Genomic DNA, 22,096 nt, shown 5'->3' with positions numbered 1-22,096 from the left:
GAACCCAGCCCGGCACCAGCGCCGCCCCCGGCGCCACCGTGACAGCCACCGCCACCCGCGGCTCCGCCGCCCGCACCCGCGCCGGCCCCGGAACCTGCTCCTGCCCCCGCTCCGGAGCCCGCCCCCGAGCAGCAAAACCCGCCGGGTTGACCCGCGGCATGTGGATCGGCTGGCTCGAGTTCGACGTGTTGCTCGGCGACGTCCGGTCACTCAAACAGAAGCGGTCGGTCATTCGTCCCGTCGTCGCCGAGTTGCAGCGCAAGTTCAGCGTGTCGGCGGCCGAGACGGGTTCGCATGAGCTGTATCGGCGGGCCGGCATCGGCGTCGCCACGGTGTCCGGCGACCGCGGTCACGCCGTCGACATCCTGGACGCGGCCGAGCGGCTGGTGGCCGCGCATCCCGAGTTCGAGCTGCTGTCGGTGCGGCGCTCCCTGGTGCGCAGCGAGGACCTCGCGTAGCCGATGGCGACGACCCGCTGCGCCCGGCTACGCCGCGCTCGCGATCGCCGCTAGCCCCGATGGCGACGACCCGCTGCGCCCGGCTACGCCGCGCTTGCGATCGCCGCTAGCCGTCGCGGCCTTCCCGCTTGCGGCCCAACGGCACGGGCGCGACGACGCCGGGCGCGAGCCGTCGCGTGAAGATCAGGAAGGCGGTGTGCCCGCGCATCGAATGCTGGGGCCGGACCGCGAGACCGACGACGTTCCAGCCGCGCTGCAATGTCTCCCAGGACCGCGGCGCGGTCCAGCACTGCTGCGCCCGTAGGGCCTCGACCGCGCGCGACAGCTGGGTGACGGTGGCCACGTAGATGATCAGCACGCCGCCGGGGATCAGCAGTCGCGCGACGGACTCCAACACCTCCCACGGCGCGAGCATGTCGAGCACCGCGCGGTCGAAGGATCCGTCGGGCAACTCCGAGTCGGCGACGTCGCCGATGATCAGTTGCCAGTTGTCGGGTGCCTGGCCGCCGTGAAACACCGACACGTTGCGTTCGGCGTGCTCGGCGTGGTCGGCGCGCAGTTCATAGGAGGTCACCCGGCCTCCGGGCCCGACCGCGCGCAGCAGCGAACAGGTCAGCGCGCCGGAGCCCGCGCCGGCCTCCAGCACTCGCGCGCCCGGGAACATGTCGCCCTCGTGCACGATCTGGGCGGCGTCCTTCGGGTAGATCACCTGGGGCCCGCGCGGCATCGACATGACGTAGTCGATCAGCAGGGGTCGCATCACCAGATACACGGCGTTGTTGCTGGACTTGATCACGCTGCCCTGCTCGAGCCCGATCAGCGCGTCGTGTGGAATCGCTCCGCGATGCGTGTGAAACTCGGCGCCCGCGGTGAGCACGACCGTGTAATGCCGACCCTTGGCATCGGTGAGCTGGACGCGCTCGCCCTCGGTGAACGGGCCGGATACGGACACGCGGTCTAGCGTGCCAGCCGACTCGCCGCCGCAGGTGTTTGGGGGTTGTCGGCGCCCAGTCCTAGGCTGCCGACATGACCGTCCAGCCGGAGGCGCCCCAGGCGGCGCAACGCCCGGCGGAGCAGGTGTACCGCCCGGCCCTGTCGCCGTCGCGTGCCGCCGACTTCAAGCAATGCCCGCTGCTGTACAGGTTCCGCGCCATCGACCGGTTGCCCGAGGCGCCGTCGCCGGCGCAGATGCGCGGATCGCTGGTCCATGCCGCCCTGCAACAGCTTTACGGCCTGCCCGCCGACCGGCGCGGCCCCGACACCGCCATGTCGCTGGTGGAGCCCGCGTGGGACCAGATCATCTCCGCGACGCCCGAGATCACCGCCGACATGGATCCGGCGCAGCGCATGCAGCTGCTGGCCGAGGCGAAGGCGTTGCTCGCCGGGTATTACCGGCTCGAGGACCCCACTCGGTTCAACCCGGAATGTTGCGAGCAGCGGGTGGAGGTCGAGCTCGCCGACGGCACCCTGCTACGTGGCTTCATCGACCGCATCGACGTCGCGGCCACCGGCGAGCTTCGGGTGGTCGACTACAAGACCGGCAAGGCCCCGCCGGCCGCGCGGGCCCTGGCCGAGTTCAAGGCCATGTTCCAGATGAAGTTCTACGCGGTGGCACTGTTGCGCTCGCGCGGTGTGCAGCCCACCCGCCTGCGGCTCATCTATCTTGCCGATGGGCAGCTGCTGGACTACACGCCCGATCGCGACGAGCTGCTGCGGTTCGAGAAGACGCTGATGGCGATCTGGCGGGCCATTCAATCCGCCGGGCAGACGGGCGATTTCCGTCCGACCCAGTCTCGGCTGTGCGATTGGTGCCCCCACCAGCAGCACTGCCCGCTGTTCGGGGGAACCCCGCCACCCTATCCAGGTTGGCCGGAATCCCTTGGTGCGCAGGCTGATTCGCATCCAACCGAACCGGCGGCCTAGGCGCCGATCGACGGCGCACTAGGCGAGCGGCGAGAGTTCCTGCAGCACGGTGGGAATCAGCTCGCTGACCGTGGGATGGATGTGCATGGTCCGCGACAGCGTGGTGTAGGGCGCCTTGGCCGACATGACGTCCAGAATGCCGTGGATGGCCTCGTCGCCGCCGACCCCGAAGACGGCGGCCCCCAGGATCTCCTGGGTTTCGGCATCCACCACGACCTTCATGAAGCCTTGCGTCTCAGCCTTTTCCACCGCCCGGCCGACTCTGGTCATGGGCCGCTTGCCAACCAGCGCCTTGCGGCCCGACGCGCGGACCTGATCGACAGTCATGCCGGCACGCCCGAGCGGCGGATCGATGTAGAGCGCGTAGGTGGTGATCCGGTCGCTCACCCGGCGCGGGTCGTCGTCCAGCAGATTGGCGGCGACGATCTCGAAGTCGTTGTAGGAGGTGTGGGTGAACGCGCCCTTGCCGTTGCAGTCACCCATCGCCCAGATGTGATCGACGCTCGTCTTGAGCTGGTCGTCGACCACGATGTAGCCGCGTGCGTCGGTCTGCACCCCGGCCGCTTCCAGGCCGAGGTCGTCGGTGTTGGGTCGTCGCCCCACCGCCAGCAGCAGGTGACTCCCGTCGATGGGGCCGGCGCCCGCATGAGGGGTCAGCTCGAACCCCTTGCCGGTCTTGGCTATTCGCACATCGTCGGCACCGACGATGACGTCGATGTCTTCGGCTCGCAGGATTTCTTCGATGGTGGCCGAGACGTCCTCGTCTTCGCGCGACGCCAGCCGCGGTCCCCGTTCGACGACGGTCACCCGGGACCCGAACCGCCGGTACATCTGCGCGAACTCCAGCGCGATGTAGCCGCCCCCGACGATGACGAGATGCGTTGGCACCGTGTCGAGTTCAAGAATCGACACGTTGGTGAGGAAGTCGACGTCGGACAGGCCCGGGATGTCGGGCACCACCGCACGCCCACCGACGTTGAGGAAAATACGGTCGGCGTGCAGCACATCGTCGCCGACGCGCAGCGTGTGCGAATCCTGAAAGACCGCGTGACCGCGAAACACGGTGCAACCGTCCATGCCCTCGAGCCAATCCTCGACGCCCTTACGGTCGCCCAGCATGATCTCGTCCTTGCGGGCCTTGACCTTCGCCATGTCGACGGTGACCGGTCCGGTCCCGACGCCGAAGTCCGCGCCGCGGCGCGCCAGATGCGCGGCGTGCGCGGAGGCGACCAACGTCTTGGTCGGGATGCATCCGTTGTTGACGCAGGTGCCGCCGATCAGCTTGCGTTCCACCACCGCAACGCGCTGCCCGGCTGCGGTCAGCCGGCCTGCCAGCGGCGGGCCGGCCTGCCCGGCCCCGACGATGATCGCATCGAAATGCTCTGTCACTTAACCGCCGTCAGCAGGTACTCGGTCAGCACGTGACCCGTGGCCGCAAGGATGGCGAACCCGCCCACGATCGCGACGGCGTCCTCGAGCAAGGCGATCGGCAGGTCCTTGCCGCCCGTCGCGGCGACCAGCCGTCTGCGCGCGTGGTAGCCGCCGAGGGTGCCCAGCACCGCACCGATGACACCGGCGCCCAGCGCGGTGAACGTCCAGTGCGGCCACGCGCCAAGGGCCGCGCCCGCGAGCCCGCCCGTGACGATCCGGGCCGCGAAGATCGGCGGCGCGGTGCGGGCCGGCGTCTTGGGCAGCTTGTCGTTGATCAGTTCGCCCACGGCGAGAACGGTGAAGATGATCACCGTGATGATGCTGGCCATCCAGCCCGCCCACGTGCCGTGCAGATCGACCCAGCCGATGAAGGCGGCCCAGGCGACGACGGCGGGCGCGGTCAGCGAGCGCAGCCCGGCCACGACACCAATCAGTAAAGCCAGCAAGACAAGAAGTGCGTGTGTCACGAAAGACCCTCCTGGGAGACGAACGCCGGCGGTCGATGCGAGGACGGCCCACACGCCAACCCGGGCTGTCCCCCGAGGCGGACGCTAACACAGCCGCGGGTTTTGCACCGCGTGCGCAATCAGAACCGGCAAAACCTGATGTCGGACGCCAGGATCGCCTTGGCACCGATCGTGGCCAACTCGTCCATGATCTCGTTGACGCCACGACGCGGCACCAGCGCGCGGATGGCCACCCACTCCGGGTCGGCCAGGGGCGCGATGGTGGGCGACTCCAGACCCGGCGTGATCGCCGTGGCCTTGTCCTGCACCGAGCGGGGGCAGTCGTAGTCGAGCATCAGATATTGCTGACCGAACACCACGCCCTGGATCCGCGCCACCAGTTGATCGCGCGCCGCCTGCGTCCCGGACTTGCTGCTGTGGTCGCTCTCGATCAGCACCGCTTCCGAATCGCATAGCGGTTCACCGAAGGCCACCAGGTTGTGCAGGCTCAGGGTGCGCCCGGAGCCCACCACGTCGGCGATGGCGTCGGCGACGCCGAGCTGGATCGAGATCTCCACCGCACCGTCGAGCCTGATGACCGTGGCCTCAATACCGCGCCCCGACAAGTCTTTTCGGACCAGATTGGGGTAGGCGGTGGCGATCCGTTTGCCGGCCAGGTCGGCGATCTTCCAGTCGCGCCCGGCCGGTCCGGCGTAGCGAAAGCTCGACGAGCCGAATCCCAGCGCCAGCCGTTCGCGCACCGGTGCGTCGGAATCGCCCACCAGATCCCGGCCGGTGATGCCGAAGTCCAGTTCTCCCGAACCCACATAGATGGCAATGTCTTTGGGCCGCAAGAAGAAGAACTCGACCTGGTTGACGGGGTCGATGACGGTCAGGTCTTTGGAATCGGTGCGGCGCCGGTAGCCCGCCTCGGCGAGGATCTCGCTGGCCGGCTCGCTCAGCGTGCCCTTGTTGGGAACCGCAACCCGCAGCATGGTCATAGCTTCCGATACACGTCGTCGAGGGTCAGCCCGCGCGCCACCATCAACACCTGCGTCCAGTAGAGCAACTGGCTGATCTCCCCGGCCAGCGCGTCGTCGGATTCGTGTTCGGCGGCCAGCCACACTTCGCCGGCTTCCTCGAGGATCTTCTTGCCCAGCCCGTGGACGCCGCCGTCCAGCGCGGCGACCGTCGCGCTGCCGGCGGGCCGGGTACGGGCACGCTCGCCCAGTTCGGCGAACAGATCCTCGAAGGTCTTCACGGCCAGCGATTGTTTCACGCGCCGGCGAGCAAAGTCACGGCGGTTTACCCCCGGCCGGGTCGTGCGCCGCTTCGTCCCTCGAATCCGGCGAGTGTGATGCGCAGCGCTTCTTCCAACAGCACGTGAAAAGGCGGGCCGTCGGCGATGTCCGAGGTCAGCCATCCATCGAGGACGAATTGCACCGTGGCGAAACTCGTGTGGACCAATAAGGCGGGCCGAATGTCAACCGCCGCATCGACATTCATCCGATGGGCGACCTGATCGATCAGCCTGCCGTGGTCGGTTTCGCTGACCAGCATGGATTTGGTCAATAACTGGGGCGCGGTCGCTACGGCATCACGCCACATATCGAGGTTGTCGATCGCGCTGACATCCGTCGCGTGCGTGACAAAGAGCTGAATCAGCGCCTCGACCGGCGACTCGTGTGACGGCCTGGCGCTGTAGGCAGCGACGATCTCGGTGGCCGCCTCCCGGACGGGATCGACCAGTAACCCCTCCTTGGTGGGTGCGTACCGGAAATAGGTGCTGATGGAGACGCCGGCGGCCGCGGCGATGTCCTCGGTGGTCACCGCCTCGAAGCCGCGTTCGGCGAACAGCCGGTGTGCGGTCCGCTGGATCTGGGAAAGCAGCTCGGCACGGCGTCGGTCCCGCAACGATATGTTTGCTGAGGGCATGCCATCACCTTCGTCAATCCGACATTGAAACCCCACGGTGCCGCGCAGCGACGAACTGAGATGAGTGACTCTACACTATTGAAAGTCGCTATCAATTAGGCTAGTGTGATGCCGCACACACCGATGAGCTGCGGAGTTCTGGTGCTTGTTGACACTATTTTAATAAGAATAGCGTCACGCTGCCGCCCATGTCCTCCGCTCGGCACTCAGGATTCAGGGGTGGGAAGAGGGCCGATGAAAGCGGTAGCTGGTACGCGATGACCTGTGCCATGGGTTTGCCAGACGGACCGCAGGTCACGCCGCTATGACGACGACAGAGCTTGACGGCATCACCGCCATCCGAAACTGGTCCGTGGGATACGTCAAACGTCACCCGGTCGCCTCGCTGACGACGGTAGGTGAGCAGTTCGTGCTGGGGGTGCGAACCGCTCAATATTTCTTCTACGACCTGATGACGGGCCGATTCCAGTGGCAGGAGTTCGTCCGGCAGGGCGCGTTCATGGCCGGCACCGCCGTGCTGCCGACGATCCTGGTGTCGCTGCCGATCAGCGTCACCCTGTCCATCCAGTTCGCGTTGCTGGCCGGCCAGGTCGGCGCCACGTCGCTGGCCGGGGCGGCCAGCGGGCTCGCGGTCATCCGCCAGGGGGCGTCGCTGGTGGCCGCGGTGCTGATGGCATCGGCGGTCGGATCGGCCATCACCGCCGACCTGGGTTCGCGGACGATGCGCGAAGAGACCGACGCGATGGAGGTGATGGGCGTCTCGGTGATCCGGCGCCTGGTCGTCCCCCGCTTCGCCGCCGCGGTGATGATCGGCGTGGCCCTCACCGGCGTCGTGTGCTTCGCCGGATTCTTCGCGAGCTACATGTTCAACGTGTACTTCCAGAACGGGGCGCCGGGCAGCTTCGTGTCGACGTTCGCGTCGTTCGCCACCACCGGCGACATGATCTTGGCGCTGATCAAGGCGATCGTGTTCGGCGCCATCGTGGCCATTGTGTCGAGCCAGAAAGGCTTGTCCACCAAGGGCGGACCGACCGGCGTCGCGAACTCGGTGAATGCCGCTGTGGTGGAAGCGATCCTGCTGTTGATGATCGTCAACGTCGCCATCAGCCAGCTCTACATCATGTTGTCGCCCAGGACGGGGCTCTGACGTGACCGCCTCGGCTTATCAGCCTTTCGCACCGATTTCGGTACCGCTCGTCCGGCTCTACCGCCGGGGCAGAGCGCCGATCGTCCGGCTCGGCCACCTGCTCGTCTTCTTCGTCCGGGCGCTGGTCGCGGTGCCACTCGCCTTGCGCCAGTACAGCGCCGAGTTCCTGCGGCTGCTGTCGAACATCACCTGGGGCAACGGCTCGATCGTGGTGGGTGGGGGCACCGCCGGTGTGGCCGTCGTGCTCGGCATGACCGTCGGCGCCCTCGTGGGCATCGAGGGCTACAACTTCCTGGACCTGCTCGGCTTGGGGCCGGCCACCGGGTTCGTGTCGTCGTTGGTCAATACCCGCGAGTTGGCTCCCCTGATGGCGTCGCTTGCGTTCGCCATGCAGGGCGGCTGTCGCTTCACCGCCCAGCTGGGATCCATGCGCATCGCCGAGGAGATCGACGCCATGGAATCGATTGCCATCCGCCCGATCCCGTACCTGGTGACCACCCGGTTGATCGCGTCGGTGGTGGCGATCGTCCCGCTGTATGCCGCGTGCCTGGCGATCGGATACCTGAGCACGCAGGTCGTGGTCGGCGTCGGCAGCGGCGGCTCGACCGGTTCCTATCTGCACTACTTCACGCTGATGCTGGCCGGCCAGGACATCGTCTATTCGTTGATCAAGGCCGTCATCTTCGTGTGGATCGCGTCCACGATCCAGTGCTACTACGGGTATTACGCCAGCGGCGGTCCCGAGGGCGTCGGCGTCGCCGCGGGGCACGGCATGCGGGCGAGCATCACCGTCGTGATCATCGTGAACATGCTGCTCACCATGGCGCTCTGGGGCGTCGACTCCGGCGCAAGGTTCGGCGGGTAGGTCGGTAGCACATGCCCAATTCCTTTGAGCTGGACGGCCGCGGCCCGTCGGACCGGCAGCTGTTCGGCATCGGCATTGCGGTCGTCGTGGTCAGCGCTCTGGTCACCACCGCGATGCTGGTCAAATCCACTGGGAGACTGAACGATTACGTACGGGTGGTGGCCGACCTGGTCAACGTGGGCGATGGCCTTCCGCAGAAGTCCGACGTCAAATATCACGGTGTGCTCGTCGGCATGGTCAACGGCGTCGTGCCCGCGGCCCACGGTAATCCCAACTATGTCCACATCGACCTCAAAGAGGACTACGCCAAGTCGATTCCGGCCAATGTCACCGCACGCGTGGTGCCCAGTAACGTCTTCGCCGTCTCGTCGGTCCAACTGGTGGGCAACGGCCCCGGTGTGAAGATCCGCAACGGTGCCCACATCCTGGAGGACAAGCGACTGCCGACCGTCCTGTTCCAGACGACCGTCAGCAAGCTGCGTGACCTGCTCGCCGCGGCAGGGCGTGGCCGCGACGACAGGTCGGTGGGGATCCTGGCCGCGCTGGGTGCGGCCACCGACCACCGCCGCGTCAGCCTGTTGAACGCCGGTGCCCAGCTGAATCGACTTCTCGATCAACTCAATTCGATCGTCGGCACCGATGCCGGCCCCTCGACGGTGTCGGCACTGCTGGACGCGACGACGGGGCTCGCCGAGACGGCGCCCGACCTTCTCGATGCCTTGCATCAGGCCGTGGAGCCGATGCGGACCTTCGCCGAGACCCGCGGGCAGTTGGCCTCGCTGCTCTCGGGCGCCGACTACACCGTCGGCACGACGCGCCAATCCTTCGACAACCACATCGACCAACTGATCAGGATCACCACCGATTTCACGCCGGTGCTCGGCGTCCTGGCGCAGAAGTCGAACAACTTCGTGCCCGCGGTCGCCAAGCTGGACAACCTGGCCAACCAGTTCATGGAGCAGGTGTGGAACCCCCGGACCAACCTGGGCAACATGCGCGCGATGCTCACCTTTACGCCCAGTTCCACCTACACACGCGCCGACTGTCCGCATTACGGCGAGCTCAAAGGGCCCAGTTGCTTTACCGCGCCGCTGATTCCGGTGCGCCCCGATCTACCCGAGGTGCTGCTGCCGCAGAACTATCACCCGCCCAAGGATCTGGCGCCGCCGCCCGGCACGGTGATCGGCCCGGACGGAAACCTCGTCGCGGTGGGCCCGCCGCTGATCAACCCCGCTCCCAACCTGACCGATCCCAATCCCCCGCTGGCCCCGGGAATTACGCCGTCGCCGCCGGTGCCCGGCAGCGCGAATCCCGACAACCCCGCGCCCGGGGCGCCTGCGACGCCGCAAGAGCACGAACCGTGGGTTGCGCCGGTGGCACCCAAGGCGCCGTGGATTCCGCAGGCCGCATTCGGGGGCAGCGTGGGACCCGTTGGGAGCCAGTATGAACGAAACATGCTGGGCGTGATCACCGGCGCGCCCGCCACCGACGCCACCGATCTGCTGCTGGGGCCGGTGGCCCGCGGCACCACGGTGTCACTGGCTCATCCACCCGGGGAGGCCAAATGAAATTTCGCGGCCCGCTCATCGCGCTGACCCTGTTCATGATCGTCTCGTTGACGCTGACCTGGCTGGTGTATGTGAGTCTGCGGCGGGACGTGGCCGGTGACACCGCCAGGTATTCGGCGGTGTTCACCGATGTGTACGGGCTTCGCGAGGGCGACGACGTCCGCATGGCCGGGGTGCGGGTGGGCCGGGTCGAAAAGGTGGAACTCGACGGGAAACTGGCGAAGGTCTCGTTCGTGGTGCAATCCGAACAGCGGCTGTTCGGAAACACCCTCGCGTCGGTGACCTACCAGAACATCGTCGGGCAGCGTTACCTCGGGCTGTCCCTCGGCAAGGAAGGCAGTCCGCAGCTACTCCCCCCGGGCAGCACCATCCCGCTGGAACGCACCGAGCCCTCGTTCGACGTGACCACGCTGCTCAACGGCTACGAACCGCTGTTCAGCCTGCTGAACCCGCATGACGCCGACAACCTCACCAAGGGCATCATCCAGTCGCTGCAGGGCGACACGTCGTCGCTCACCACGCTCGTCGGCCAAACCTCCACGCTCACACAGACATTCGCCGGCCGCGATCAGGCCCTGGGCAGCGTGATCACCAATCTCAACAAGGTGGTCGGCAACCTCGCCCAGCAGAACGACAATCTCGACGGGGTCATCACGCAGGCCCGCAGCGTCGTCGGTGAGCTCGACCGGCGCCGCCCGGACCTGGTCGCCTCGGTCGGTTCGCTGGCCCGGGTGACCAACCGGCTGTCGGCCTCGGCGACCGACGTGTACCCGGCCTTGCGCGAATTCATCGATCGTCAGCCCGGCGTCACCAAGCACATCATGGACGTCGAGCCGCAGGTGGCATTCTTCGGCGACAACATCCCGCTGCTGCTGAAAGGCCTTACCCGGGTGGGCAATCAGGGTGCCTACGGCAACGCCTACGTGTGCGACGTGAACTTCATGGGGTTCTTCCCCGGGCTCAACGATGTGGTGCCGATCATCATCAACGCCGCCACGCCGGGCAACCGGGCGTGGCACACCCCGCGCTGCAGGAGCACTGTCGATGGGTGACGCGTCGCTACGGCAGCGGCTTTCGCGAATGACGAAGCGTCCGCTGGAAAGCTACAACAAGACCTGGCTCGGCTTCATCGCGGTCGCGGTGGTGGCGGTGGTGATCGGCGTCATGCTGCTGGTGCACGCGATCGGCGCCGGCTATCGGCACTACACCGCGGAGTTTTTGCAGGCGGCCTCGCTGCGGGCCGGCAACCCGATCGTGGTCGCGGGCATCCCGGTGGGCAACGTGACCAGCATGAAACTCGTCGGCGACCATGTCGAGGCGGGCCTGAAGGTCCGCGACGACATCAAACTGGGCAAGGACTCCCGGGCGCAGATCAGGGTCACCACCATCCTGGGTTCGCGCTACCTCGCGCTGGAACCCAACGGGCCGGCTCGTCTGCCCAACAACACCTTTGACCTGGCGCACACCGAGGTGCCCTACGACCTGCAGGCCGCGCTGCAGGATGCCACCACCACCTTCGAGCAGGTCGACTCCGACAGGTTCGCGCAGTCGCTGGCGGTGCTGGGCAAGCAGCTCGAGGGCCTGCCCGCCGTTGTGCCGCAGGCGATCACGAACATCAACACGCTGTCGTCGATCATCGCGGTACGGCGCGACCAGCTGGGGCAGCTGCTGCGCAGCACCGAGCAGGTGACAAACACGCTGCGGCGCCAGCAGGCCGGCATCGGCGCCCTGGTCGACCAGGGGCAAGACCTGCTGGGCCAATTCGTCGCGCGGCGCGCCGTTTTCCACGCGATGATGCAGTCCCTGTCCAGCCTCGTCGACACCATGAGTCAGGTGGTGGTCACCGACCGCTCGGGTCTGGACGCGCTGATCAAAGACATGCGCGACTTCACCAGCCTGATGTCCCAACACGACGACCTGCTGCACAGCATGTTGCAGACCAGCCCGATCTTCTTCCGCGAGGCCGCCAACCTCACCGGTGACGGCAACGCGATCAACTTCAACGCCCCCAATGTCCCGCTGATCGACTCGTGGATGTGTGCAATCAGCGGCCGCGCCAAGCAGTTCGGCATGATCCAGTACTTCAAGGACTGCAAGTGAGGGGGCTCGGCGCCAGGACGCTGGCCATCGTCGCCGCGGTCGCAGTCATCGCCGCGGCGATCGGAATCGGTTGGTGGTCCCTGAGTTCCGACGAGGACACGATCACGGTCACCGCCCAATTCGACAGCGCCTCGGGCCTCTACGAGGGCAACGAGGTGGCGGTGCTGGGCATGCCGGTGGGCAAGATCACCAAGATCAGCGCCAAGGGCGGCTACGTCGAGGTCGAGTTCACCATCGACCGTCACGTCAAAGTGCCCGCGACCGCGCAGGCCGTCACGGTGTCGACCTCTATCCTCACCGACCGGCAGATCGAGCTCACGCCGCCGTATCACGGCGGACCGACCCTGGAGAACCACGACACCATCGGCTTGCCCCGGACCAAGACGCCCGTCGAATTCAGCAGCGTCCTCAACGTTTTGGATAAGGTGACCAAGTCGCTGGAGGGTGACAGCCACGGCGGCGGACCGATCGCCGACGTGCTCAACGGCGGCACCGAGGTGGTCAAGGGGAACGGCGAAAAGATCAAGGTGGCCCTCGGCGAGCTGTCCAAGGCGCTGCGGCTGTCCAGCGACGGCGGCGCGGCCACCCGCGAACAGATCACCACGATCGTCAAAAACATCAGCACGCTGTTCGACGCGGTGGCCGCCAATGACACGAAGCTGCGTGAATTCGCCTCGACCATCCACCAAGTCAGCCAGATCATGGCCGACGAGGACCTCGGCAGCGGCAGTACCGGACACAAACTCGACCAGCTGATCCAGCGGGCCGGCGACCTGCTCGACGAGAATCGGGACAACGTCAAACAGGCCGTCCTGCACGGCAATGACACGCTGAAGACGGTGACCGACCAGCGGCGCGACCTGGCCGAGCTGCTGGACCTGGCTCCCCTGGTCGCCGACAACGCCTACAACATGATCGACCGGGCGAACGGCAGCGTGCGGGCCCGCTTCCTCACGGATCGGCTGCTCTTCGACAGCCAGTACACCAAAGAGATCTGCAACCTGATGGGCCTTCGGCAATTGGGCTGCAGCACTGGGACCATCCAGGACTTCGGTCCCGACTTCGGTTTGACGTATGTGCTCGACGGCATGGCCGCCATGGGGCAGAAATAATGACCAAGGGCGCGCGGGGCATGCTGACGGCGGTGGCCGCGGCGATGGTCACCGCGGGATGCGCCACGAACGGCCTTGCCAGCCTGCCCCTTCCGGCTCCGGGGCTGGGCTCGGGCGGGTATTCGCTCAACGCGGTGTTCTCGAACGCGCTCAACCTGCCGATGAACGCCAAGGTCAAGCTCGCCGGGGCCGACGTCGGCCAGCTCGAATCGATGGTCGCGCGCAATTACACCGCGGTCACCCGGCTGCGCATCCAGGACGGCGTGCAACTGCCGCGGGGCAGCACCGCCGAATTGCGTACCGCGACACCGTTGGGCGACGTGTTCGTCGCGCTGAAGCCACCGGCTGACGATCCCGCGGACACGCCGCTGCTTCGCAACGGCGATACCATCGGCCTGGATTCGACCGCGGCCGCCGCGACCGTCGAGTCGGTGCTGAGCTCGGCGGCGATTCTGGTGAACGGTGGGGCGGTTCGCAATTTCACCAACATCATCAACGGTTTCGGTAAGGCGACCGGCGACCAGGGCCAGGCGTTCGGAGACATGATCCGCAAGTCCAACGAGCTACTCGGGACGCTCGATGCCCGCTCCGATCAGATCTCGCGCGCGTTGACCCAATTGTCGCGCCTGGCCGACCAACTCGACGCCAAGAACCAAACCATCGGCGACCTGATGACGGCCGCCAGCCCCGCCACTTCGGCCCTGGCCGACAACACCAGTCAGCTGTCCAACCTGGCCGTGCAGGTGGGTGAAACCTCCCGGTTGCTCGCCAGGTTCCCGTCGATCGGCGGAACCGACAGCAGCGGCCGCAGCATGGTCCGCGACCTGAACACCATCGCCGGCGCCGCCAACGACGTTGCCATGAGCCCCGATACCAGCTGGCAGTCCATCAACCGGCTGATCCCCGCGCTGGTCAAATCGACTGCTGGGAACTCGATTTCGGTGAACGTGGGCGTGGACAAAATCATGCTGGGCTCGCTCCCCGACATCGGGTTCCCCGGTGACATCGGCCTGCACGGACCGCACCACTACAACGTGAACCTACTCGTCGGCACCCTGAAGTACACGCTGTGGCGGCTGCAGGAACGCATCGTCGGCCGGGGGCCGAACTCGCCACAGGTTCCGGTCATCCCGGACCCGAATATCCCGGGCCAGATCGACGTCGCCCCCGCGCCCCCGCCGGGACCGGCCCCGCCGGCACCCGGGGCGCCACCACCGCCGGGATCGCAACCATGATGCGCGCCCTCGCCAACTCGGCCAATGTCGTTGTCCGCGCGGTGCGCACGGGCCACCGGCAACAGGTCTGGCTGTCGGTGGCCGGTCTGGTGCTCATCCTGGTGGTGGCGACCGCCTACCTGCTCATCGGCGCGTTGCGGGTGAAGCCCTTCGCCTCGTCCTACCGGGTCACCGTGCAGTTGACAGAATCCGGTGGCCTGCTGCCCAATCAGGACGTCGCGCTGCGCGGAGTGCGCATCGGCCGGGTCGAGTCACTGCAGATCACCGACAATGGGGTGAACGCCGTCGCCAGCATCACATCGAAGGTGCGGATCCCGGCGAATAGCGTCGTGCATGTGTCGGCGCTCTCGCCGGCCGGTGAGCAGTACATCAACTTCGAAGCCGCGTCCGACGCAGGACCGTATCTGCATGACGGCAGCCTGATCGCCCTCGACCACACCACCGTGCCGGTCAGCTTGGCGCAGTTGCTCGGCGACGCCGACGGGCTGCTGGCCCAGGTGGACCCGCACAAGATCGAGTTGATCAAGAAGGAATTGAGCCTGAGCAAGGAGGGGCCGGCGAAGCTGACCGCCATCGTCGACGGCGGCACCTTCCTGCTTTCGACGCTCGACTCGGTGCTGCCCCAGACCACCAGCATCATCAAGACCAGCCGCGTCGTGCTGACCCTGGCCAGCGACAAGAACACCGGATTAGGCGCCACCGCAACCGAACTCAACCAGACGCTGACCGGCGTCGCCCGAATGCAGGCCGGCTACCGCCGGTTGACTCAGCAGACGCCGCGCACCCTTTCGGCCGTCGACAATCTGTTCGCGGACAACACCGACACCATGGTGCAGTTGCTGGGCAGCATGGCCACCATGTCGCAGCTGTTCTATCTGCGCGTCCCGGCGCTGAACGCGCTGTTCCCCGACTACCGGGGGTCGGTGCTGGACGCGGTGACGAGCGCATTCCACGACGGCGGAGTCTGGGCGACGGCCGATCTCTACCCTCGCTACGTGTGCGACTACGGGACACCGTCGCACGCGCCGTCCGCCGCCGACTACTACGAGCCGTTCATGTACACCTACTGTCGCGACGACGACCCGGCGGTCTCGATCCGCGGTGCCAAGAACGCGCCACGGCCGGGCGGCGACGACACCGCCGGCCCGCCGCCGGGCGCGAACCTGGGCCAGCGAACCGATCCGACCCCACGGGGCCGCTACACCATTCCCACCCCGTACGGCGGTCCGCAGCTGCCGATCGAACCGCCGCACTGAGCGTTGAAACCATCGACCTTTAGGAGATGATCGTGGTCGTGACTACCAAGAAGAACCCGAAAGCCGTCGCGGAGACCGACGCCGACACCGAACCGGGTGCCGAAACACCGGACGTCGCAGCCGAAGACGCTGAGGAGGAGCGCGCCGGCGAGGGTGACGAGCTGGGCGACGACGGAGACGAGGACGGCGGAGAGCTGCTCAAACGCAAGCGCCCGGAGACCGCGCACGCCAAGCGGCCCTGGCGCCGGTATCTGCGCCGCAGCGTCCTGCCGGCGTTACTCGTTGCGGCACTTGCCGTTTCAGGGTTCCTCGGGTGGCGACAGTGGCAGGACCATCAGTTGAAGGTGGCGGGTGAACAGGCCCAACAGGCGGCCATCGCCTACGCGCAGGTGCTCACGAGCATTGACTCGAACAAGGTCGACGAGAACTTCAAGCAGGTGCTCGACGGCGCGACCGGCGAATTCAAGGACATGTACACCCAGTCCAGCGTCAAGCTCCGGCAGCTGCTGATCGACAACAAGGCGACCGCGCACGGCGTGGTGGTCGACTCGGCCATTCAGTCCGAATCCACCGACAGGGTCGTCGTGCTGCTCTTCATCGACCAGACCGTCACCAATACGGCCGCACCCGACCCGCGCGTCGACCGCAGCAGGATCAAGATGACCATGGAGAAGGTCGACGGTCACTGGCGGGCGAGCAAAGTCCAACTCCTCTGAGCCGAGCGGAGCCCTTCATGCTCAAGAGACTGTCGGCGGCGCTCGTATTGGCCGCGGCCGCAACGATTCCCGGCACCGCCACCACGCACGCGTCGGCGCCGTCATTCTGCGGCGAGCTCGGCGGCGACTGGGACGGCCAGTACTGCCACACCTCGGTGACGTCGGAACGCAACGCCGTTCGCGACATCAAGGTCGCCGTGCCCGACGATCTCGTCGACAATCCGACCACCGGCCCGGTGATCCGGGACTATCTGCACACGCTGGTCAACAATTGGCGAAACGCCAACGGCAGCATGGCCGCCGACAGCTATGGCGAGGAGAACTTCGAGGTATTCCGGCACGGCAATCTCCTCAGCGCGGTGTTCCACGAGGACTATCACGCCGACGGGCCCAAACCCAACAACGCCTACCGGACGTTCACCTTCGACATGGCGGCCGGCAGGCGGGTGCAGCTTGCGGACCTGACGACGTCGAATCCGCTGACCGCCATCCCCCCACTGGCCCAACCGTTTATCGAAACCGCGCTCAACCAGGCGCCGCCACCGCACGACCCGGGAACCTATCCGTTCATCGTCGACCGGTGGACTCCGGACAAGGTCTACTCGGGCGCATACAAGGCCTGGGCGCTGACGCCCGACGAGTTGATCATCTACATGCCCGACTATCCGGTGGGCCACGACGAGCCGATCAACTTCTCCACGGGCCTGCCGCAGTGGTTCATGGACGGCGGCACCGTGCAGGCGCACATCCCGCTGTCGGCGCTGGGTTCGGTGCTGCGCGTTTAAGAGGTGCCCGGCTCACACGAGTCACAGCAGTCCCGGTCCGGCTGGGACTCAGACACCGGGCTCAGACCCCCCAGGCTCAGTCCTCCGGGTTGTAGCCGAGGTTGGGGGCGAGCCAGCGCTCCGCTTCCTGCAGCGTCCAGCCCTTGCGCTTCGCGTAGTCGGCGACCTGGTCCTGAGCCATCCGGCCGACCACGAAGTACTGCGACTGCGGGTGGGAGAAATACCAGCCGCTGACGGCGGCACCGGGCCACATCGCCATCGACTCGGTCAACTCGATGCCGGTCCGCTTCTGGACGTCCATCAGCTTCCAGAGCGTCGCCTTTTCGGTGTGCTCCGGGCAGGCCGGGTAGCCGGGGGCAGGGCGGATCCCCTGGTACTTCTCATCGATGAGCGCCTCGTTGTCGAGCTGCTCGTCCGGCTGGAATCCCCAGAACTCCTTGCGGACCCGTTGGTGCATCCGTTCGGCGAAAGCCTCGGCCAGGCGGTCGGCGATCGACTCCAGCAGGATTGCGCTGTAGTCGTCGAGGGCCGCCTTGAACTCCGCGATCTTCTCACCGCTGCCGAGCCCCGCGGTGACGGCGAAGGCGCCGACATAGTCGGCCAGACCGGTGTCCTTAGGTGCGATGTAGTCGCCCAGCGACCGGTTTGGGATGCCGTCCCGGTGCTCGCCCTGCTGGCGCAGGTTGTGCAACGTGGTCAGCACCTCGCTGCGGGTGTCGTCGGTGTACACCTCGATGTCGTCGCCGACGGCGTTCGCCGGGAAGAATCCGATCACCCCGTTGGCGGTCAGCCACTTCTCCTTGATCAGGGTGTCGAGCATCTCCTGGGCGTCGTCGTACAGCTTGCGGGCGGCCTCGCCCGAGGCCGGGTTGTTGAGGATGTCGGGGAAGCGGCCCTTCATCTCCCAGGCGTTGAAGAACGGCTGCCAGTCGATGAACTCGCGCAACTCGGCGAGGTCGTAGTCCTGAAAATCCCGTACTCCCACACCAATAGCGGGCACCGGCGGCGTGTAGCCGTCCCACTCGATCGGAGTCCGGTTGGCGCGGGCCTTCTCCAGCGTCACCGTCGGCCGCTCGTTCTTCTGGGCGTGCCGTTCGCGCAGGGATGCGTAGTCCTTCTCGGTGGCCTCCAGCAGCGCCGGCCGCTGCTTGTCGTCGAGCAGTGCGGCGGCGACCGGCACCGAGCGGGAGGCGTCCTTGACCCAGACCACCGGTCCGCTGCGCCGCGGCGATATCTTCACGGCCGTGTGGGCGCGCGAGGTGGTCGCACCACCGATCAGCAGCGGGATCTCCAGGCCCTCGCGCTCCATCTCGACGGCGAAGTTGGCCATCTCGTCCAGGGACGGCGTGATCAGGCCGGACAGCCCGATGATGTCGGCGTCGTGCTCCTTCGCCGCGTCCAGGATCTTCTGGGCGGGCACCATCACGCCGAGGTCGATCACCTCAAAGTTGTTGCACTGCAGGACGACCCCGACGATGTTCTTGCCGATGTCGTGGACGTCACCCTTCACGGTCGCCATCACGATCGTGCCGTTGGTGTCCTTACCGGCAGCGGCGCCGGACTGTTCCTTCTCCGCCTCGATGAACGGCAGCAGGTACGCGACGGCCTTCTTCATCACCCGGGCCGACTTCACGACCTGCGGCAGGAACATCTTGCCCGAGCCGAAGAGGTCGCCGACGACATTCATGCCGTCCATCAGCGGACCCTCGATCACCTCGATCGGGCGTCCACCCGCGGCGTCGATCTCCGCCCGCAGTTCCTCGGTGTCCTCGTCGACGTGGGCGTCGATGCCCTTCACCAGAGCATGGGTGATCCGCTCGCGGACCGGGAGCCCGCGCCACTCGGCCGCCGCTTTCTCGTCGGTCGTCTCCGACTTGTTGAACCGCTCCGCGATCTCCAGGAGCCGTTCGGCCGCATCCTCGCGACGGTTCAGGACGACGTCCTCGATCCGGTCCCGCAACTCGGGGTCGATCGAGTCGTAGGGCACCAGCGCACCGGCGTTGACGATGCCCATGTCGAGGCCGGCCTTGATGGCGTGGTACAGGAACACCGCGTGGATCGCCTCGCGGACGGGGTTATTGCCCCGGAACGAGAACGACACGTTGGAGATACCGCCCGAGATGTGCACTCCCGGAAGGCTTTCCTTGATCCAGGCGCAGGCCTCGATAAAGTCGATCCCGTAGGTCGCGTGTTCCTCGATGCCGGTCGCCAGCGCGAAGCAGTTCGGGTCGAAGATGATGTCTTCGGGCGGGAAGCCGACCTCTTCGGTCAGGATCCGGTAGGCGCGTCCGCAGATCTGTTTGCGGCGCTCCAGGTTGTCGGCCTGGCCCTGCTCGTCGAATGCCATCACGACGACGGCGGCGCCGTACTTGCGGCACAGCCGAGCCTCGCGGACGAACTTCTCCTCGCCCTCCTTCATGGAGATTGAGTTGACGATCGGCTTGCCCTGCACGTTCTTCAGGCCCGCCTCGATGACCTCCCACTTGGAGGAGTCGATCATCACCGGGACGCGGCTGATGTCCGGCTCGGCCGCGATGAGCTTGGTGAACCGGTCCATCGCGGCGACGCCGTCGATCATGCCTTCGTCCATGTTGATGTCGATGACCTGCGCACCGACCTCGACCTGCTGCAGGGCGACCGACAGCGCGGTGTCGTAGTCCTCGGCCTTGATCAGGTTGCGGAACCTGGCGGAGCCGGTGATGTTGGTGCGCTCACCGATGTTCACGAACAGGGACTCGTCGTTGATGTTGAGCGGCTCCAGGCCGGAGAGCCGGGTGGCCACCTCGATCTCCGGCAGCTCGCGCGGCGCCTTGCCGTCGACGACCTTGGCGATCTCGGCGATGTGCGGCGGCGCGGTTCCACAGCAACCACCGACGAGGTTGACCAGGCCGGCCTCGGCGAAGTCGGCGATGTAGCCGGCCTGACGCTCCGGGGTTTCGTCGTACTCGCCAAAGGCGTTGGGCAGGCCGGCGTTCGGGTAGCAAGACACGAAGGTGTCCGCGATCCGCGACATCTCGGCGATGTAGGGCCTCATCTCCGGGGCGCCCAGGGCGCAGTTGAGGCCCACCGCGATCGGCTTCGCGTGCCTGATCGCGTTCCAGAACGCCTCAGTGACCTGACCGGACAACGTTCGTCCGGAGGCATCGGTGATGGTGCCCGAGATGATCAACGGCCAGCGGCGTCCGCGGTCCTCGAATAGCGTCTCGACGGCGAACACCGCCGCCTTGGCGTTCAGCGAGTCGAAGATCGTCTCGATGATGAGGAGGTCGACGCCACCGTCGACCAGGCCGTTGGCGGCTTCCAGGTAGGCGGCGACCAGCTGGTCGTAGGAGACGTTGCGGGCGCCGGGGTCGTTGACGTCGGGCGAGATCGACGCGGTCCGCGTCGTCGGCCCGATGGCGCCGGCGACGTAGCGGGGCTTATCCGGGGTGCTGAACTCGTCGGCCGCCTTGCGGGCCAACGCGGCGCCGGCGTAGTTCAGTTCGTAGCTCAGGTCCGCCATGTCGTAATCGGAGAGCGAGATCGCGTTCGCGTTGAACGTGTTGGTCTCAACGATGTCGGCGCCCGCCTCGAGGTACTCGCGGTGGATACCCTCGATGATCTGCGGTTGCGTCAGGGTGAGCAGGTCGTTGTTGCCCTGCAGAGCGGTCGGCCACTCCGTGAATCGGTCGCCGCGGTAGCCCGCCTCGTCCGGCCGGTCCCGCTGGATCGCCGTGCCCATCGCGCCGTCGATCACCATGATCCGCTGGCGCAGAGCCGCCGTCAGTTCGTCGGTGCAGTCGGGGCGGATGTTCGGCGCGAAGGTGTTCGGCGCAGAGGAGTTCGACTCAGAGGCGGTCACATGAATCCCTTCCGTAGCGGAAGGCGTCCTTGACTCTGCCGAGCGTGGCGGATACCGGTAAAGACCCGTATCCGTTGCAACGCCTCTCGACCAGAAAAGTCTACGTCGTCACCCGATCGACGTCTGGACGCCCAACTCATCGCCGCTATCGACAGCTCGTGCAGCCTGCCGGCGACGTAATAGTTACCAAGGTTAACGAAATCGCAGCCGAACCTATTTCGTCGATGCCGGTGTCGCAGCGGTGTTCGTTAGCGACAGTCACGCCATAAGAATAGTCGTTCTATGCAAAGCCCCCGGTTGAGCGTCAATCGGCCGACAATCCTTGCCCACTGCGCCCCGAACATCGGGCCGCGAGGCCGTACGCTAATTCTGTGACCCCGCCCGACGGCCCCCCCTTTGGCAAAGCCGCATTGCCCGAACTGCACCACACCGTCGTCGTGGCTGCGTTCGAGGGCTGGAACGACGCCGGCGACGCCGCCAGCGACGCGCTCGAACACCTCGAGGCCATCTGGGAAGCCGACCCGATCTTGGAGATCGACGACGAGGCGTACTACGACTACCAGGTGAATCGCCCGGTAATCCGGCAGGTAGACGGGGTGACGCGGGAACTGGTGTGGCCGGCGATGCGAATCTCGCACTGCCGGCCCCCGGGCAGCGACCGCGATGTCGTGCTGATGCACGGGGTGGAACCCAACATGCGCTGGCGCACCTTCTGCGCCGAGCTGGTGGCCATCGCCGACAAGCTCAACGTGGACACCGTGGTGATCCTGGGCGCGCTGCTGGCCGACACCCCACACACCCGGCCGGTCCCGGTGTCGGGCGCGGCCTACTCCCCCGAGTCGGCGAAACGCTTCGGTCTCGAGGAAAGCCGCTACGAGGGCCCGACCGGCATCGCCGGGGTGTTTCAGGACTCCTGCGTGGCCGCCGGGATCCCGGCGGTGACGTTCTGGGCGGCGGTGCCGCACTACGTCTCGCAGCCGCCGAACCCGAAGGCGACGGTGGCCCTGCTGCGCCGCGTCGAGGACGTCCTCGACATCGAGGTGCCGCTGGCCGACCTGCCGACGGACGCCGAGGACTGGGAGCAAGCGGTCACCGAGATGACCGCCGAGGACGAGGACCTCGCCGAGTACGTGCTGTCGCTCGAGCAACGCGGCGACGCCGAGGTCGACATGAACGACGCCCTGGGCAAGATCGACGGCGACGCGCTGGCCGCCGAGTTCGAGCGCTATCTGCGCCGCCGTCGCCCCGGCTTCGGGCGTTAGGCGCTACCGGCTGAAG

The 22,096-nt window shown here is 66.7% G+C and carries 20 protein-coding genes; 13 read left to right on the top strand and 7 right to left on the bottom strand.

Going from position 1 to position 22,096, the window contains the following annotated elements:
• Positions 1–158: 158 nt before the first annotated feature.
• Positions 159–458, top strand: coding sequence for a DUF503 domain-containing protein (locus A5732_RS08895; protein WP_076051376.1), 300 nt, complete (start codon positions 159–161; stop codon positions 456–458).
• Positions 459–564: 106 nt separating this feature from the next.
• Here the strand turns inward: A5732_RS08895 and trmI are convergent, their stop codons facing one another.
• Positions 565–1,410, bottom strand: a complete 846-nt coding sequence (gene trmI / locus A5732_RS08890; RefSeq protein ID WP_076101984.1) for a tRNA (adenine(58)-N(1))-methyltransferase TrmI — start codon at positions 1,408–1,410, stop codon at positions 565–567.
• Positions 1,411–1,484: 74 nt separating this feature from the next.
• Here trmI and A5732_RS08885 point away from each other — a divergent pair, with 74 nt between their 5' ends.
• Positions 1,485–2,381 carry a RecB family exonuclease gene (locus A5732_RS08885; RefSeq protein ID WP_076101983.1) on the top strand — a complete coding sequence of 299 codons (897 nt, stop codon included), beginning with the start codon at positions 1,485–1,487 and terminating at the stop codon, positions 2,379–2,381.
• 18 nt (positions 2,382–2,399) lie between these two features.
• Here the strand turns inward: A5732_RS08885 and A5732_RS08880 are convergent, their stop codons facing one another.
• The 5 genes from A5732_RS08880 to A5732_RS08860 all read right to left on the bottom strand — a co-directional run bounded on the left by A5732_RS08880 (position 2,400) and on the right by A5732_RS08860 (position 6,193).
• Positions 2,400–3,770: an FAD-containing oxidoreductase gene (locus A5732_RS08880; RefSeq protein WP_076051373.1), complete on the bottom strand. Its 1,371-nt coding sequence runs from the start codon at positions 3,768–3,770 to the stop codon at positions 2,400–2,402.
• Entirely contained in the window at positions 3,767–4,279 is a 513-nt protein-coding gene (locus tag A5732_RS08875; RefSeq protein WP_076051372.1) for a DUF4126 domain-containing protein, read from the bottom strand. Before A5732_RS08875 ends, A5732_RS08880 begins: the two co-directional genes overlap by 4 nt.
• 119 nt (positions 4,280–4,398) lie before the next feature.
• Positions 4,399–5,253 (bottom strand): ATP phosphoribosyltransferase, encoded by an 855-nt coding sequence (gene hisG / locus A5732_RS08870; RefSeq protein WP_076051378.1) that lies wholly within the window; start codon positions 5,251–5,253, stop codon positions 4,399–4,401.
• Between the two features lie 2 nt (positions 5,254–5,255).
• Positions 5,256–5,537: a phosphoribosyl-ATP diphosphatase gene (locus A5732_RS08865; RefSeq protein ID WP_064885366.1), complete on the bottom strand. Its 282-nt coding sequence runs from the start codon at positions 5,535–5,537 to the stop codon at positions 5,256–5,258.
• 26 nt (positions 5,538–5,563) lie between these two features.
• Positions 5,564–6,193, bottom strand: coding sequence for a TetR family transcriptional regulator (locus A5732_RS08860; RefSeq protein WP_076051371.1), 630 nt, complete (start codon positions 6,191–6,193; stop codon positions 5,564–5,566).
• Positions 6,194–6,497: 304 nt separating this feature from the next.
• On the opposite strand from A5732_RS08860, the gene A5732_RS08855 reads away from it, so the two are divergent.
• The 10 genes from A5732_RS08855 to A5732_RS08810 are packed head-to-tail and all read left to right on the top strand — an operon-like array spanning position 6,498 to position 16,977.
• Complete coding sequence (locus tag A5732_RS08855; protein WP_076051370.1) at positions 6,498–7,340, top strand: MlaE family ABC transporter permease; 843 nt, start codon at positions 6,498–6,500, stop codon at positions 7,338–7,340.
• Between the two features lies 1 nt (position 7,341).
• On the top strand, positions 7,342–8,205 hold the full coding sequence (locus tag A5732_RS08850; RefSeq protein ID WP_076051369.1) for an ABC transporter permease: 864 nt from the start codon (positions 7,342–7,344) through the stop codon (positions 8,203–8,205).
• A gap of 11 nt (positions 8,206–8,216) precedes the next feature.
• Positions 8,217–9,773 carry an MlaD family protein gene (locus A5732_RS08845; protein WP_076101982.1) on the top strand — a complete coding sequence of 519 codons (1,557 nt, stop codon included), beginning with the start codon at positions 8,217–8,219 and terminating at the stop codon, positions 9,771–9,773.
• Positions 9,770–10,825: an MlaD family protein gene (locus A5732_RS08840; protein ID WP_076051367.1), complete on the top strand. Its 1,056-nt coding sequence runs from the start codon at positions 9,770–9,772 to the stop codon at positions 10,823–10,825. The genes A5732_RS08845 and A5732_RS08840 overlap by 4 nt, the downstream gene beginning before the upstream one ends.
• On the top strand, positions 10,818–11,873 hold the full coding sequence (locus tag A5732_RS08835) for an MCE family protein (RefSeq protein ID WP_076051366.1): 1,056 nt from the start codon (positions 10,818–10,820) through the stop codon (positions 11,871–11,873). The genes A5732_RS08840 and A5732_RS08835 overlap by 8 nt, the downstream gene beginning before the upstream one ends.
• Positions 11,864–12,985: an MCE family protein gene (locus A5732_RS08830; RefSeq protein WP_436971814.1), complete on the top strand. Its 1,122-nt coding sequence runs from the start codon at positions 11,864–11,866 to the stop codon at positions 12,983–12,985. Before A5732_RS08835 ends, A5732_RS08830 begins: the two co-directional genes overlap by 10 nt.
• Positions 12,982–14,220 carry an MlaD family protein gene (locus A5732_RS08825; protein WP_142256579.1) on the top strand — a complete coding sequence of 413 codons (1,239 nt, stop codon included), beginning with the start codon at positions 12,982–12,984 and terminating at the stop codon, positions 14,218–14,220. The genes A5732_RS08830 and A5732_RS08825 overlap by 4 nt, the downstream gene beginning before the upstream one ends.
• On the top strand, positions 14,217–15,476 hold the full coding sequence (locus A5732_RS08820; RefSeq protein WP_076101979.1) for an MlaD family protein: 1,260 nt from the start codon (positions 14,217–14,219) through the stop codon (positions 15,474–15,476). Before A5732_RS08825 ends, A5732_RS08820 begins: the two co-directional genes overlap by 4 nt.
• Before the next feature lie 26 nt (positions 15,477–15,502).
• On the top strand, positions 15,503–16,192 hold the full coding sequence (locus A5732_RS08815) for a tetratricopeptide repeat protein (protein WP_076051363.1): 690 nt from the start codon (positions 15,503–15,505) through the stop codon (positions 16,190–16,192).
• Between the two features lie 17 nt (positions 16,193–16,209).
• The gene (locus A5732_RS08810; RefSeq protein ID WP_076051362.1) at positions 16,210–16,977 is read left to right on the top strand and encodes a mannan-binding family protein; all 768 of its coding nucleotides are present in this window, start codon (positions 16,210–16,212) and stop codon (positions 16,975–16,977) included.
• Between the two features lie 76 nt (positions 16,978–17,053).
• Here A5732_RS08810 and metH read toward each other — a convergent pair whose 3' ends face one another.
• The gene (gene metH, locus A5732_RS08805; RefSeq protein WP_076101978.1) at positions 17,054–20,824 is read right to left on the bottom strand and encodes a methionine synthase; all 3,771 of its coding nucleotides are present in this window, start codon (positions 20,822–20,824) and stop codon (positions 17,054–17,056) included.
• Positions 20,825–21,189: 365 nt separating this feature from the next.
• Between metH and A5732_RS08800 the strand changes: the two genes are divergently transcribed.
• A complete protein-coding gene (locus A5732_RS08800; protein WP_170879941.1) occupies positions 21,190–22,080 on the top strand; it encodes a PAC2 family protein in 891 nt (296 codons plus the stop codon).
• Positions 22,081–22,096 lie beyond the last annotated feature (16 nt).

The sequence above is a fragment of the Mycobacterium colombiense genome (genome assembly GCF_001953985.1).
GTDB classification, from domain to species: domain Bacteria; phylum Actinomycetota; class Actinomycetes; order Mycobacteriales; family Mycobacteriaceae; genus Mycobacterium; species Mycobacterium colombiense_B.
Note: the sequence above shows the minus strand (reverse complement) of the source record. Positions and strands in the feature narration are given on the sequence as shown.

Excerpts from the sequence above, each read along its gene's own strand:
- A5732_RS08895 (WP_076051376.1), top strand. The coding sequence starts at position 159 with ATGTGGATCGGCTGGCTCGAGTTCGACGTGTTGCTCGGCGACGTCCGG.
- A5732_RS08885 (WP_076101983.1), top strand. The coding sequence starts at position 1,485 with ATGACCGTCCAGCCGGAGGCGCCCCAGGCGGCGCAACGCCCGGCGGAG.
- hisG (WP_076051378.1), bottom strand. The coding sequence starts at position 5,253 with ATGCTGCGGGTTGCGGTTCCCAACAAGGGCACGCTGAGCGAGCCGGCC.
- A5732_RS08860 (WP_076051371.1), bottom strand. The coding sequence starts at position 6,193 with ATGCCCTCAGCAAACATATCGTTGCGGGACCGACGCCGTGCCGAGCTG.
- A5732_RS08855 (WP_076051370.1), top strand. The coding sequence starts at position 6,498 with ATGACGACGACAGAGCTTGACGGCATCACCGCCATCCGAAACTGGTCC.
- A5732_RS08845 (WP_076101982.1), top strand. The coding sequence starts at position 8,217 with ATGCCCAATTCCTTTGAGCTGGACGGCCGCGGCCCGTCGGACCGGCAG.
- A5732_RS08840 (WP_076051367.1), top strand. The coding sequence starts at position 9,770 with ATGAAATTTCGCGGCCCGCTCATCGCGCTGACCCTGTTCATGATCGTC.
- A5732_RS08835 (WP_076051366.1), top strand. The coding sequence starts at position 10,818 with ATGGGTGACGCGTCGCTACGGCAGCGGCTTTCGCGAATGACGAAGCGT.
- A5732_RS08820 (WP_076101979.1), top strand. The coding sequence starts at position 14,217 with ATGATGCGCGCCCTCGCCAACTCGGCCAATGTCGTTGTCCGCGCGGTG.
- A5732_RS08815 (WP_076051363.1), top strand. The coding sequence starts at position 15,503 with ATGATCGTGGTCGTGACTACCAAGAAGAACCCGAAAGCCGTCGCGGAG.
- A5732_RS08810 (WP_076051362.1), top strand. The coding sequence starts at position 16,210 with ATGCTCAAGAGACTGTCGGCGGCGCTCGTATTGGCCGCGGCCGCAACG.